Origin of the sequence: Microbacterium songi, from assembly GCF_042747925.1 — a bacterium.
In the GTDB taxonomy this organism is placed as follows: Bacteria; Actinomycetota; Actinomycetes; order Actinomycetales; family Microbacteriaceae; genus Microbacterium.
The window spans coordinates 151,794-165,131 of sequence record NZ_JBHZIE010000002.1; the positions used below are offsets into that span (position 1 = coordinate 151,794).

Sequence of the window (13,338 nt, forward strand, 5' to 3'; positions counted from 1 at the left end):
TGTCGAGGATGGGGACACGGCATCCATCGCGCTGGTTGGGGAGGAAGTGGCACAGTGCCCGGATGCTGCGGCCTTGCCCGTGCTCACGCCGACGTTCGCGCACCCCGGCCCGCCGCGAACGGTCGCGACACGCCGCAACCCGCCCGCAGCCCCCGCCGCACACGGCGCGTCGCGCCCGTTCGCCGGCGGGCCGGCGGGCGGGCGTCCGGAGGGCGCGGCGCGGAGCGTCGCCGCGAACGGTCGCGGGCACGTGGTCGCGGCGCCGATGCCGAGGCGTGCCCGGCGGCGGTGGTAGCCTCTGTGGGTGCGGATCGCTCGACTCCTTAGCGGCCGCGACGAGTCCTAGTTCCAGGCCTCCCTCGTCGCGGAGTTTTCTCGCGGGCTTGATCCCACCAGAGGAGAGCATCCAGAACAATGAGCACACCCATTCCCGAAGCATCCGTCATTCCGGACCGCCCGCTGACGTTGGCGGAGAAGGTCTGGAACGACCATCTGGTCGTGAAAGGCAGCGGCGACGAGCCCGATCTGATCTACATCGACCTGCATCTCGTGCACGAGGTCACGAGCCCTCAGGCCTTCGACGGTCTCCGCGCGGAAGGGCGACCGGTGCGCCGTCTCGACCTCACCATCGCGACCGAGGATCACAACACCCCGACGCTCGAGATCGACAAGCCGATCGCTGACCTCACCAGCCGTACGCAGATCGAGACGCTTCGCCGCAATGCAGCGGAGTTCGGCGTGCGCCTGCACTCCCTCGGCGACAAGGAGCAGGGCATCGTGCACGTCGTGGGACCGCAGCTCGGTCTCACGATGCCGGGAGTGACCGTCGTGTGCGGCGATTCGCACACCTCCACCCACGGCGCGTTCGGGGCCATGGCGTTCGGCATCGGGACGAGCGAGGTAGAGCACGTGCTGGCGACGCAGACGCTGCCGCTGAAAGCGTTCAAGACCATGGCGATCACGGTCGAGGGCGACCTCAAGCCCGGGGTCACCGCCAAGGACGTGATCCTCGCCGTCATCGCGAAGATCGGGACCAACGGCGGCCAGGGCTATGTGCTCGAATTCCGTGGGAGTGCCATCCGCTCGCTCTCCATGGAGGGCCGCATGACGATGTGCAACATGTCGATCGAAGCGGGCGCCCGTGCGGGGATGGTTGCGCCCGACGACATCACTTTCGAGTACGTCAAGGGCAAGCCGCACGCGCCGCAGGGTCAGGACTGGGACGACGCCGTCGCCTACTGGCGCACTCTTCCGAGCGACGAGGGCGCCGTCTACGACGCCGAGGTCTTCCTCGACGCCGCCGAACTCGAGCCTTTCGTGACCTGGGGCACGAACCCCGGCCAGGGCGTGTCGCTGAGCGACGTCGTGCCCACACCGGCTGATTTCGACGACCCCAACGATCGTGCGGCAGCCGAACGGGCGATCGAGTACATGGATCTCGTCCCCGGCACGCCGCTCAAAGACGTCGCCGTGGACGCGGTGTTCATGGGCTCGTGCACGAACAGTCGCATCGAAGATCTCCGCGCATTCGCGTCGATCGTCGAGGGGCGCACCAAGGCCGAGGGCGTGCGCGTCATGGTCGTGCCCGGATCCGCGCGCGTGAAGCTCGAAGCCGAGGCCGAGGGCCTCGACAAGATCTTCCTCGACTTCGGCGCTGAGTGGAGATTCGCCGGGTGCTCGATGTGCCTGGGCATGAACCCCGATCAGCTGGCGCCGGGCGAGCGATGCGCATCCACGAGCAACCGCAATTTCGAGGGCCGGCAGGGCAAAGGCGGTCGCACCCACCTGGTGTCACCGCTGGTGGCCGCCGCGACCGCGATCCGCGGGACGCTCTCGAGTCCGAGCGACCTCGAGGAGTCCGCCCCGGCGGGGCTCCCGTCCGATGCGAAGGCGGAGGTCTGATCGTGGAGAAGTTCACCACGCACACGGGCATCGCCGCGCCGCTGAAGCGCTCAGCCGTCGACACCGACCAGATCATCCCCGCCGTCTTCCTCAAGCGCGTCACCAAGACCGGCTTCGAAGACGCCCTGTTCGCGAACTGGCGGCAGGACCCGGAGTTCGTGATCAACCGGCCGGAGTTCCAGGGCGCGAGCGTTCTCGTCGCCGGGCCGGATTTCGGTACGGGCTCCAGCCGCGAGCACGCCGTGTGGGCGTTGCGCGACTTCGGCTTCCGCGTCGTCCTGAGCCCGAAGTTCGCGGACATCTTCCGCGGCAACGCCGGCAAGCAGGGCCTCGTCACCGGAACGATCGCCGAAGACGATGTGGAACGGATCTGGGCGGCGATCGACGCGCAGCCGGGCATCCGCATGACGGTGGATCTGGGGGAGCGCCGCGCCGTGATCGGCGACCTCGAGGTGCCTTTCGACATCGATGATTACACTAGGTGGCGGCTCCTCGAAGGACTCGATGACATCGGGTTGACACTGCGCAACGCAGACAAGATCGCGCAGTTCGAGGCCCGCCGCGAGGCGTGGCGGCCGCGGACGCTTCCTGTTCCGTAGCCTGATCCGACGGTCCCACGAGGACCGTCGACCATCAGCACTGCCCTCGAGACACACAAGTGAGGTCGACCTATGAAGACGCTTCTCAGCGATGGATCCACCCCCCAGGCGGGGTCGAGAGAAGTAGCAGGTGAGACTCTCGCCATCCGCGGAGGACGACCCCTGAGCGGGGTCGTCGACGTGAAGGGTGCGAAGAACCTCGTCACGAAAGCCATGGTGGCGGCGCTACTCGGGGAGACCCCGAGCGTCCTTCGCGACGTCCCTGACATCAGCGACGTGAAGGTCGTGCGCTCGCTGCTCGAGGTGCACGGTGTGACGGTCAAAGACGGCGACGAAGAGGGCACCCTGATCCTCGACCCCGCGGGCGCGGTGTCGGCGCACTTCGAGGAGATCGATGCGCATGCCGGAGCGTCCCGCATTCCGATTCTGTTCTGCGGCCCGCTCCTGCACCTTCTCGGCGAGGCGCTGATCCCCGATCTCGGCGGCTGCCGCATCGGTGACCGGCCCATCAACTTCCACATGGATGCACTGCGGGCATTCGGGGCGGTCGTGGACAAGAGCTACGAAGGCATTCGGATCACGGCGCCGAACGGCCTGCACGGCGCCGACATCGAACTGCCCTATCCGAGCGTCGGGGCCACGGAGCAGGTTCTGCTCACGGCCGTGAAGGCGCGCGGCGTGACCGAGCTCCGCAATGCCGCTATCGAGCCCGAGATCATGGACCTGATCGCCGTTCTGCAGAAGATGGGCGCGATCATCTCCTACGAGCCGAACCGCGTCATCCTGATCGAGGGCGTCGACTCCCTGCGCGGCTACGACCACCGGGCGATCTTCGACCGCAACGAAGCCGCCTCGTGGGCCTGCGCGGCTCTGGCGACCGACGGCGACATCTTCGTACGGGGCGCGAAGCAGCAGGAGATGCTCACGTTCCTCAATGTGTTCCGCAAAGCGGGCGGCTGGTTCGACGTCCGCGAGGACGGCATCCAGTTCCGACGCGACGGCGCGCTCAAGCCGGTCGTGGTCGAGACCGATGTCCACCCTGGATTCATGACCGACTGGCAGCAGCCCTTGATCGTCGCGCTCACGCAGGCACCGGGCGAGTCTGTGGTACACGAGACCGTCTACGAGAACCGCCTCGGCTTCACCGAGGCACTCGTCCAGATGGGCGCCGACATCGTGGTGCACCCGCAGGGGATCGATTCCGCCGGACGCCGTGTCCCACGCAGGGCGCTCGAACAGGCCGCCGTCATCAATGGGCCCACCCCCCTGCATGGTGCCGACGTCGAGGTGCCCGACCTGCGCGGCGGATACAGCTACGTCATCGCCGCTCTCGCCGCCGAGGGGGAATCGATCGTCCGCAACGTCGGCATCATCCGCCGTGGGTACGAGAAGTTCTTCGCAAAGCTCGACGCCCTCGGCGCCGACTTCGACGTCATCGGCTGACACCGCGGTGGATCGCACGTCACAGGCTGACCCGCCACACGGCGGTCCCCGAGAACCTCGCCCGTTCGTCTTCTGGTTCCTGGCATCGATCGTGGTTCCGCTCGCCAGCATCCTCATGAAGATCCGCGTGCGTCCCGGGGATTCGATGCCTCGCAACGGCGCCTACGTCCTCGCTCCGAACCACTACACCGAGATCGACCCGATTGCGGTCGCCATCGCCATCTGGCGTCTCGGTCGGCCGCCCCGCTTCCTCGCCAAGGAGAGCCTCTTCCACGTGCCGGTGCTCGGATGGGCGCTGCGCGTGACGGGCATGGTGCCGGTGGCGCGAACGTCCTCGAGCGCGTCCGCCCGCAAGACACTCGACGCGTCCGAGACGCTCGTCCGCCATGGTCGAGGTGTGGTCGTCTACCCCGAGGGCACGCTCACGCGTGACCCCGGTATGTGGCCGATGCGCGGCAAGACCGGTGCGGTCCGTCTTGCTCTGGAAGCCGACATCCCTCTGATCCCGATGGCCCACTGGGGAGCGCAGAACGTGATGGCGCGCTACGGCAAGAAGGTGAGCTTCTGGCCGCCGCGCAAGCTCGTCACCGTGGCGATCGGGGCCCCGGTCGACCTGTCCGACCTGAAGGGGCAGCACGCCAAGCCCGCCGCGTTGGCCGAGGCGACCGACCGTCTCATGAGCGCCATCACGCTGCTGCTCGAAGATCTGCGTGACGAGAAGGCACCGGCCGAGCGCTGGAACCCGTCGGCGCACGGCCAGAGGGAGACGGGGCGCCTTGAGCCGTAAGTCCGATGCCGCGCTGCCACGGGTGACCGTCCTCGGCGCCGGCAGCTGGGGTACCACGTTCGGAAAGGTGCTGGCCGACGGCGGCGCCCACGTGACGATGTGGGCACGCCGGCCGGAGCTCGCGACCGAGATCAACGAGGCGAAGCGCAACAGCGAGTACCTGCCCGGCATCAACCTGCCCCGCGAGATGTCAGCCACCCACCACCTCTCGGCGGCGCTGGACGGCGCCGACCAGGTCTATCTGTCCATCCCCAGCCAGGCACTGCGTCAGAATCTCAAGGCGGTCCGGCCCCTGGTGTCGTCATCGGACTCGCCGATCGTGTCGCTGATGAAGGGCGTGGAACGCCGTAGCGGCCTGCGCATGAGCCAGGTGATCGAGCAGGAACTGGATTGCGACCCCGACCGGATCGCCGTGGCATCCGGTCCCAACCTCGCTCTCGAGATCGCGCGGGAGCAGCCGACCGCAGCCGTCATCTCCTCAACGAGCCAGGAGACGGCCGACGCGGTCGCCCGCCGCGCGCGCAATCACTACTTCCGCACCTTCGTCAACACCGACGTCATCGGCACTGAGTTCGGCGGCGTGCTGAAGAACCTCATCGCCGTCGCGATCGGCATCGTCGACGGCGTCGGGTACGGCGAGAACACGAAGGCGTCGATCATCACCCGCGGCCTCGTCGAGATGACGGACTTCGCTGTCGCTCAGGGCGCGCAGGCCGAGACGCTGCAGGGTCTGGCGGGACTGGGCGACCTGATCGCGACGTGCCAGTCGCCGCTGAGCCGCAACAACACGGCGGGCCGTCTGCTCGGCCAGGGTTACAGCTTCCAGGATGTCGTCAAGCAGATGAACCAGACCGCGGAAGGCCTCGCCTCCGTGGCACCCATCCTGCAGCTCGCCCGCGAGAGCGGGGTCGCGATGCCGATCGTCGAGCAGGTCAAGCGTGTGCTCGACGGCCAGATGAATCCGCGGGAGATCGCCCCGCACCTGACGACAGACGATGATCGGCCGAAAGGCGAGAGGACTCAGAATGGACAAGCCGGCGGTGGTGGTGCTCTTTGGAGGTCGCTCCAGCGAACACTCGATCAGTTCCGCCACGGCGGGGGGAGTGCTGCGCGCGATTGATCGCGAGCGGTTCCGCGTCATCCCCGTCGGCATCACCCGGGAGGGGGCCTTCGTCCTCGAGGAGGACGACCCCGACAAGTTCACTCTCGACCCCGCCCACATGCCCGAAGTCGCCGACAACGGCACGCGGATCCTGTGGCCGGAGGCGGCCGGCGAGCACGGTCTGCGCGTACGGCAGGTGGACGGCGCCATCGACGATCTCGGCGACGTCGACGTCGTTCTGCCGATCCTGCACGGACCGCACGGTGAGGACGGCACGATCCAGGGCTTCTTCGACACGCTCGAGCTGCCCTACGCCGGCGGTGGTGTCCTCGATTCCGCGCTGTGCATGGACAAGCACTTCATGAAGATCGCGCTGCAGGCCGCCGGCGTCCCGGTCGCTCCGTGGGTGACGGTCCGCAAGCGCGAATGGTCGGGAGATCCGGATGCCACGGCCGACGTCGCCCGTCGTGCCGCCGCGTTCTCGTTCCCGTGGTTCGTCAAGCCCGCGCGGGCGGGTTCGAGCGTCGGCGTCTCGAAGGTCCATGGTCCCGAGGAACTCGCGGCGGCTCTGGAGATCGCGTTCGCCGAAGACGACAAGGTGCTCGTGGAGGAGGGCCTGCGCGGGCGTGAGATCGAGGTGGGTGTGCTCGAGGGCCGAGGCGGGGCTTCCGACCGCGCCTCGCTGCCCGGAGAGATCGTCCTGACCACGCGCGAGTTCTACGACTTCGAGGGCAAATACCTCGGCGGCGACGGTGTCGACGTCGTCTGCCCGGCGGAGCTCGCGGAGTCGGAAATCGATGCGCTCCAGCGGATGGCGCTCGAGGCGTTCGAGGCGGTCGCCGGCCAGGGGCTCGCGCGCGTGGACTTCTTCCTGAGCGAAGACGGCCCCGTCGTCAACGAGCTGAACACGATGCCCGGGTTCACGCCGATCTCGATGTTCCCGAAGTGCTGGATCGCGAGCGGGCTGACCTACTCGGCGCTGATCTCAGAGCTCGTCGACACCGCACGGGAGCGCGGCGCGGCCTGACGGGCTCCGACCGGCGCTCAGCTGGTCGGGCGGGCCGTGCATACGCTGCCGTCTGTGGGCAGTGTCGACACGGCGCTGCTGAGTTCGGACAGGGTGTCCGCACCGCCGACGACGTCGTAGTCGAGGTAGACCTCGACCGCCGGCGATCGACCGAACGTCGTGAACCGGTACTTCGGGGCATCCGCGTCGTCGATCAGCCAGTCCACGCCGCCGACCGTCTGGCACGGCAGCGTCGAGGGGCCGGGAGCCGCGAGCCCGCAGGTCAGGATGACGGCGGCCGGATCACCCCATGCGCCCGTGGCCTGGGCGTCCGTCCACCGACGGGCTTCTCCGCCGACGGTGGCCGGAAGCCGCACGGAGACGTCTGCGCATGCAGGGTCGTTCGCCGACGCGGCGGGTTGCAGCGACACCGTCGCGGCGCAGCTCGAGACCGAGAGCGAGGCGAGGAGCACGAGCGCTGCGGCAAGGGGACGGACGAAGCGGCGCACCACTCCAGGCTACCGTGGGGCTATGAGCACGAGGACCGGGCGGACGGGCGATCCCGTCGTCGGCGAGCTCACCGAGGGCGCGGTCCTGCGCGCGATCCTGAACGTGTTCGGTCCCTCGGACGCGGAGGTCGGCCCGGGAGACGACGCCGCCGTGATCGCCGCGCCCGATGCCCGCGTGGTGGCGACAACCGACACCCTCGTCCACGGCCCCGACTTCCGGCTCGCCTGGTCGAGCGCGTTCGATCTCGGCTGGAAATCCGCCGCCGTCAATCTGGCCGACATCGCCGCGATGGGCGCGAGGCCGACCGCTCTGCTGGTGGCGCTGGCGATGCCCGAGACCACGCGACTCTCCTTCGTCACCGGTCTGGCCGAGGGCCTGCGTGCCGCGTGCGAGGCGCTGGCACCCGGATGCCGCGTCGAAGGGGGCGACCTCACCGTTTCGCACACCCTCACCGTCGCGGTCACTGCTCTCGGAAGTCTCGACGGGATCATGCCCGTCCGCCGGAGCGGAGCACGAGTGGGCGATGTCGTGGCCGTCGCCGGCGACATCGGTCGCGCGGGACGCGGCCTCGCGCTGCTGTTCGGCAGGTTCCGGGATGCCTCGTCCCAGCCGGTGCCTGTCGATGTCGGTGCCCTCGACGCCGAGCAGCGGGCCGACCTGGCCGCTCAGCTGCGTCCGACGCCGCCTCTCCGCCTCGGGCCGGTGGCCGCTCGCGCGGGCGCGACCGCCATGATGGACGTGTCCGACGGGCTGCTGCTGGACGCGACACGGATGGCCGAGGCATCCGGAGTCACCCTGGATCTGATGAGCGACGCCCTGGGTCCCGACATCGACGTCGCTCTCTCCGGGGGAGAGGACCATGCGCTGCTGACGACGTTCCCCGCGCACGCACCCCTGCCCGCCGGCTTCCGAGTTATCGGCGCGGTCCGCGCGACCGCGACGACACCCGTCCTGGTGGACGGTGCGCCCTGGGCCGGGCGGGACGGGTGGGACCCCTATCGCGACTGGGACTCGTCGTCGGGCTGACTCCGGTCGAGCGGAACCGTGGCGCCCTCGCGCCGCTCCGATTCCGACGGGTGGACCCACCACAGTGTGGTGTCCCCGTACCGCTTGTGCCGCGCGTGCGTCAGGCTCTCCGGCAGCGAGGGCGAACCCGATCGGGTCGCGCGCTCGACGATGACGGTCGCAGCGGGCGTCAGCGAAGGGCCGAGCAGGCCGAGCGCGTCCCTCAGTGCCGCGTCGTCCAGGTCGTACGGAGGATCGAGGAAGACGATGTCGAAGGGTCCGCGCGGGATCGCCAGGTACGCCGCGACCGCCGCCCTGTGCACGCGGACGATCCCTGTTCGACCGACGGACTTCGCGACCTTGTCGGCGTTGCGCTGCGCGACGGTGGCGGCGTGCGGGGACTTCTCGACGAGATCCACGGATGCCGCGCCGCGGCTCAACGCTTCCAGCCCGAGCGCTCCCGTGCCTGCGTACAGGTCGAGCACCGCGGCCGAGCGCAGCGCCTCCGCAGACTCGAGCGCCCCGAACAGCGATTCGCGCACACGATCGCTGGTGGGGCGGGTGCCGGCGTCCGGGACTTCCAGCGGGATGGAGCCCGCGCGGCCGGCGATGATGCGAGTCACCCGTTCACGATAACCGAAGCGGTCGTCGCGGGACCCGGCCGGGCCATGACCGGACACCGCCGTCGGCGGGTCTGCCTAGACTCGGAGGATGCCGGGTTTCACTCTGGAGTCGCGTCTGGACGGCGTCGTGGGCGGCAAGACCGCGGCCCCGCTCCAGCGTGCCTTCGGCATGCATACGGTGGGTGATCTTCTCGCGCACTACCCGCGGCGCTACGTCCTGCGCGGGGAGCTCACCCCGATCAGCTCGCTCCCCGTCGGTGAGACGGTCACGATCGTCGCGGAGGTCACCCGCGCCTCCGAGCGACGGATGCAGAACCGCAAGGGTTCGCTCATGGAGGTGGCGATCAGCGACGGCAACGGTGAACTCACGCTCACCTTCTTCGGTCAGGCCTGGCGCCTGCGTGAGCTGGCTCCGGGGAGACGCGGCATCTTCTCGGGCAGGGTGGGGGAGTACCGCGGGAACAAGCAGCTCGCGCACCCCGACTACGAGCTGTTCGAGGACGAAGCCGAAGCGCGGATGAACGCCGAAGCGTACGCCCGCCTGCCCATCCCGATCTACCCGGCGACCGGTGCGCTGCCGAGTTGGCAGATCTCCAAGATCGTGCGGCACGTCCTGGACGGTCTCGGTCCGGTGCCCGACCCCCTTCCCGAAGCCTTTCGCGTGCAGCGCGGTCTTCTCGACGCGCGCACTGCCATCGAGCGCATCCACCGTCCCGATTTCGAGGACCAGATCGCGCCTGCGCGCGCCACGCTCCGCATGCACGAGGCCCTCGTTCTGCAGGTCGCCCTGCTCCAGCAGAGGCAGTTCGTGCGGGCGCTGTCGGCGACCGCGCGGCCCGCGCACGCCGGCGGGCTGCTCGAGCGGTTCGATGCCGGTCTTCTCTTCGATCGCACCGACGACCAGATCGGCGTCGGCGCGCAGGTCGCCCACGATCTCGTCGGCGATTGGCCGATGAACCGGCTGGTGCAGGGCGAGGTCGGTTCCGGGAAGACGCTGGTGGCACTGCGCGCGATGTTGCAGGTGGCCGAGTCGGGCGGTCAGTCCGCCCTCATCGCGCCGACCGAGGTGCTCGCCGGCCAGCACGTGCGGTCGATCGCCCGGATGCTGGGGCCCCGTCTGGCGCCGGAGGTCATGCCGATCCTCCTGACGGGGCAGATGCCCGCGGCGGAGCGGCGAAAGGCGGCGCTCCGCGCGGCATCCGGCCAAGCACTCATCGTCATCGGTACGCACGCTCTGCTCAGCGAGACGACGACGTTCGCCGATCTCGGCCTGGTCGTGGTGGACGAGCAGCATCGCTTCGGAGTGGAACAGCGCGAACTGCTTCGCGCGAAGGGGATGGCGCCGCACGCTCTCGTCCTCACCGCCACACCGATTCCGCGGACTGTCGCGATGACCGTTTTCGGTGACCTCGACGTGTCGACCATCCGCACGCTCCCGGCGGGGCGTGCAGGCATTCAGACCTTCGTCGCCCCCCTCGCCGAGAAGCCCGCGTGGTTCGGGCGCGTGTGGGAGCGCATCGCCGAAGAAGTAGGCAAAGGCCACCAGGCCTTCGTCGTGTGCGCGGCGATCGACGCCGATGCCGGCGGCAAGGACGGGCCCGTCACCGACGACGCCGTCGGGCCGCTCCCGGCGCCGGTCGACGGTGAGACGCCCGTGACGCGATGGGGGGTCGTCCAGGCGGCGGACTCCCTCTCGCGGCATCCGGCCTTCACCGACATCCGTGTCGAGATCCTCCACGGCCGCATGCCGTCCGACGAGAAGGACGCCGTCATGCAGGCGTTCGCCCGCGGCGAGATCGACGTGCTCGTGGCCACCACGGTCGTCGAGGTCGGCGTGGATGTGCCCAACGCATCGACCATGGCCATCCTGGAAGCGGACCGATTCGGCGTGTCTCAGCTCCATCAGCTGCGCGGTCGCGTGGGCCGCGGGGGAGTGCCGGGGCTCTGTCTGCTCGTGACCGAAGCCGCCGCGGGAACGCCCGCCCGCGCTCGCGTCGATGCCGTCGCCTCGACGACGGACGGCTTCGAGCTGGCAGAAGTCGATCTCGAGCTGCGCGGCGAGGGAGATGTCCTGGGTGACGCGCAGTCCGGCGCCCGTTCCTCCCTGCGTCTTCTGCGGGTGGTCAAGGACGCCGATCTCATCGCCGAGGCGCGCGCCGAAGCCGAGACCGTGCTCGCCGAGGACCCCGCCCTGACGCGGCATCCGGGACTCGCGGAAGCGATCGAACGACGCGTGGGTATGGAGGAGCGCGCGGCGCTCGCGAAGAATTGACGTCAGGCGGCATCTGTAGGCTGTCGGCATGAACAGCCGGATCGCCGTCGTACCGGGATCCTTCGATCCCCCCACGCTGGGCCACCTCGATGTCATCCGTCGAGCCGCCGGCCTGTACGACCAACTGCATGTCCTGGTGGTCCACAATCCCGGCAAGGAGGCCATGTTGCCCATCGCGCAGCGCCTCGCTCTGCTGCAGCAGTCCATCGAGGAGGACGGCATCGACGGCGATGTGGTGATCGCGTCGTGGAGCATGGGCCTTCTCGTCGACTACGCCACCGACGTGGACGCGGGCGTCCTCGTCAAAGGCATCCGCTCCCAGGTCGACGTCGCGTACGAGACCCCCATGGCGATCGTGAACCGTCATCTCGCGCATGTCGAGACCGTCTTCCTGCTTCCCGACCCCTCTCATGCCCTCGTGTCCAGCTCCCTCGTCCGCCAGGTCGCGTCGCTGGGCGGCGATGTCTCACCGTTCGTGCCGCCTGCGGTGGCACGCTTCCTGGACACCGGCGCCCCCAGGGACTGATCGGGCTGCGCCACGCTCGGGTCCCGTTCAGCGCATCGCCGGTACGATTGACCCTCGTGAGAAAGCAGAGACCAGGTCCGTTCGCATTGCAGGTGCGCGACATCGTCCACCTTCCCGGCGAGATGCGGGAGTTCACGCTCGATGTGCCGTCGCCCGAGAAGCTCGGAGAGGGTCTCGTGTCCGTCCCTGAGGGGGCCGAGATCGCGATCGACGCCCGGGCGGAGTCGGTCCACGAGGGCATCCTCGTCTCGGGGATGGCCTCGACGAACTACACCGGCGTCTGCGGTCGTTGCCTGAACGATGTCGACGCGCCCGTCGAAGTCGAGTTTCAGGAGCTTTTCGCGTATCCTGAGAAGGAGACAACTGACTTCGAGGTTCAAGACGACCACGTGGATCTTGAAACTCTGGTCAGAGATGCGATCGTCCTATCGCTTCCGTTTCAGCCGATATGCCAGCCGGATTGCCCCGGCCTTGATCCGGTCACGGGTGAGCGCCTGGCCGTCGGCACCGAAAAACCGCAGCGCGAGAACATCGATTCTCGCTGGGCTGCGCTCCAGGACTACACACCAGACCACGACGACGTCGGACCGCGCCTCACGGCGGATCGCGTTCGCGTCGAGAACACAGAAGAGAGCTAGCCATGGCAGGTAACCCCCCGAAGCGGAAGGTCTCCCGCTCGAACACCCGATCGCGTCGCGCGCAGTGGAAGGCAGAACCCACCACGCTCGTCAAGACCGTCGAGAACGGCAAGACCGTCTACAGCCGCCCGCACCAGGCGAAGGTCGTCACCGACTCGCAGGGCACCGAGCTGTTCCTCGAGTACAAAGGCCGCAAGGTCGCCGACGTCTGATCGTGAGTGACGCCGCATCGCTGCACGCGGTGCTCACCGACAAGCTCGGGGTCGACATCGACCCCGAGCTTTTGTCGCTGGCGCTGACTCACCGCTCCTACGCCTACGAGCACGGCCAGTCCCCGCACAACGAGCGCCTGGAGTTCCTCGGCGACTCGGTGCTCGGCCAGGCGGTGACCGTGCGTCTGTTCACCGCGCATCCCGAGCTCGAAGAGGGCGCGCTCGCCAAGCGGCGGGCCAGTGTCGTCTCGACGGTGGCCCTCGCCGAGATCGCCCGTGGGATCGGCCTGGGACAGTTCATCCTCCTCGGTCGCGGTGAGGACCAGACCGGCGGGCGCGACAAGGACTCGATCCTCGCCGACACCATGGAGGCGATCATCGGTGCGACCTTCCTGTCCACGGGACCGGATGCGGCGACTGCACTCGTTCTGCGACTCGTGGAGCCGCTCCTGGCCAATCCCGAGCGCTACGGTGCGGCCATGGACCCGAAGACGAGCCTGCAGGAACTCGCCGCCCACTCGGGGGAGCACCCTCCGACGTACACCGTCACCTCCTCCGGCCCCGACCACGACCGCAGGTTCACGGCGACCGTGAACGTCGGCGCGACCTCGGCCCAGGGGTCGGGTTCGAGCAAGAAGCAGGCGGAGATGGCCGCGGCCCTGACGGCGTGGTACGAGTTGACCTCGGTGTCGACCGCCCTCCCGGCTGACTGA

The 13,338-nt window shown here is 68.8% G+C and carries 14 protein-coding genes; 12 read left to right on the forward strand and 2 right to left on the reverse strand.

Annotated features, from left to right (window positions below):
• Positions 1 to 414 precede the first annotated feature (414 nt).
• From leuC to ACFM35_RS04825, 6 genes are all read left to right on the forward strand, one after another.
• Entirely contained in the window at positions 415 to 1,902 is a 1,488-nt protein-coding gene (gene leuC / locus ACFM35_RS04800) for a 3-isopropylmalate dehydratase large subunit (RefSeq protein WP_378839058.1), read from the forward strand.
• A gap of 2 nt (positions 1,903 to 1,904) precedes the next feature.
• Positions 1,905 to 2,501 carry a 3-isopropylmalate dehydratase small subunit gene (gene leuD / locus ACFM35_RS04805; RefSeq protein ID WP_378839061.1) on the forward strand — a complete coding sequence of 199 codons (597 nt, stop codon included), beginning with the start codon at positions 1,905 to 1,907 and terminating at the stop codon, positions 2,499 to 2,501.
• A gap of 72 nt (positions 2,502 to 2,573) precedes the next feature.
• Positions 2,574 to 3,944: a UDP-N-acetylglucosamine 1-carboxyvinyltransferase gene (gene murA / locus ACFM35_RS04810; protein WP_378839064.1), complete on the forward strand. Its 1,371-nt coding sequence runs from the start codon at positions 2,574 to 2,576 to the stop codon at positions 3,942 to 3,944.
• Between the two features lie 91 nt (positions 3,945 to 4,035).
• Complete coding sequence (locus tag ACFM35_RS04815) at positions 4,036 to 4,731, forward strand: lysophospholipid acyltransferase family protein (protein WP_378839067.1); 696 nt, start codon at positions 4,036 to 4,038, stop codon at positions 4,729 to 4,731.
• Positions 4,721 to 5,851 carry an NAD(P)H-dependent glycerol-3-phosphate dehydrogenase gene (locus tag ACFM35_RS04820; RefSeq protein ID WP_378839070.1) on the forward strand — a complete coding sequence of 377 codons (1,131 nt, stop codon included), beginning with the start codon at positions 4,721 to 4,723 and terminating at the stop codon, positions 5,849 to 5,851. The genes ACFM35_RS04815 and ACFM35_RS04820 overlap by 11 nt, the downstream gene beginning before the upstream one ends.
• On the forward strand, positions 5,757 to 6,860 hold the full coding sequence (locus tag ACFM35_RS04825; RefSeq protein WP_378839072.1) for a D-alanine--D-alanine ligase family protein: 1,104 nt from the start codon (positions 5,757 to 5,759) through the stop codon (positions 6,858 to 6,860). Before ACFM35_RS04820 ends, ACFM35_RS04825 begins: the two co-directional genes overlap by 95 nt.
• Positions 6,861 to 6,877: 17 nt before the next feature.
• Here ACFM35_RS04825 and ACFM35_RS04830 read toward each other — a convergent pair whose 3' ends face one another.
• Positions 6,878 to 7,348 carry a DUF3515 family protein gene (locus ACFM35_RS04830; protein WP_378839074.1) on the reverse strand — a complete coding sequence of 157 codons (471 nt, stop codon included), beginning with the start codon at positions 7,346 to 7,348 and terminating at the stop codon, positions 6,878 to 6,880.
• A 22-nt stretch (positions 7,349 to 7,370) separates the two neighbouring features.
• Between ACFM35_RS04830 and thiL the strand changes: the two genes are divergently transcribed.
• A complete protein-coding gene (gene thiL / locus ACFM35_RS04835) occupies positions 7,371 to 8,375 on the forward strand; it encodes a thiamine-phosphate kinase (RefSeq protein WP_378839077.1) in 1,005 nt (334 codons plus the stop codon).
• Here the strand turns inward: thiL and rsmD are convergent.
• A complete protein-coding gene (gene rsmD, locus ACFM35_RS04840; protein WP_378839079.1) occupies positions 8,345 to 8,977 on the reverse strand; it encodes a 16S rRNA (guanine(966)-N(2))-methyltransferase RsmD in 633 nt (210 codons plus the stop codon). The genes thiL and rsmD overlap by 31 nt on opposite strands.
• An 88-nt stretch (positions 8,978 to 9,065) precedes the next feature.
• Here rsmD and ACFM35_RS04845 point away from each other — a divergent pair, with 88 nt between their 5' ends.
• The 5 genes from ACFM35_RS04845 to rnc all read left to right on the forward strand — a co-directional run bounded on the left by ACFM35_RS04845 (position 9,066) and on the right by rnc (position 13,338).
• Positions 9,066 to 11,249, forward strand: coding sequence for an ATP-dependent DNA helicase RecG (locus ACFM35_RS04845; protein ID WP_378839081.1), 2,184 nt, complete (start codon positions 9,066 to 9,068; stop codon positions 11,247 to 11,249).
• 28 nt (positions 11,250 to 11,277) lie between these two features.
• On the forward strand, positions 11,278 to 11,775 hold the full coding sequence (coaD, locus tag ACFM35_RS04850; protein WP_378839083.1) for a pantetheine-phosphate adenylyltransferase: 498 nt from the start codon (positions 11,278 to 11,280) through the stop codon (positions 11,773 to 11,775).
• Positions 11,776 to 11,897: 122 nt separating this feature from the next.
• On the forward strand, positions 11,898 to 12,413 hold the full coding sequence (locus ACFM35_RS04855) for a YceD family protein (protein ID WP_378839486.1): 516 nt from the start codon (positions 11,898 to 11,900) through the stop codon (positions 12,411 to 12,413).
• Positions 12,414 to 12,415: 2 nt separating this feature from the next.
• Positions 12,416 to 12,625, forward strand: a complete 210-nt coding sequence (gene rpmF / locus ACFM35_RS04860; protein WP_045276261.1) for a 50S ribosomal protein L32 — start codon at positions 12,416 to 12,418, stop codon at positions 12,623 to 12,625.
• A 2-nt stretch (positions 12,626 to 12,627) separates the two neighbouring features.
• Positions 12,628 to 13,338: a ribonuclease III gene (gene rnc / locus ACFM35_RS04865; protein WP_378839086.1), complete on the forward strand. Its 711-nt coding sequence runs from the start codon at positions 12,628 to 12,630 to the stop codon at positions 13,336 to 13,338.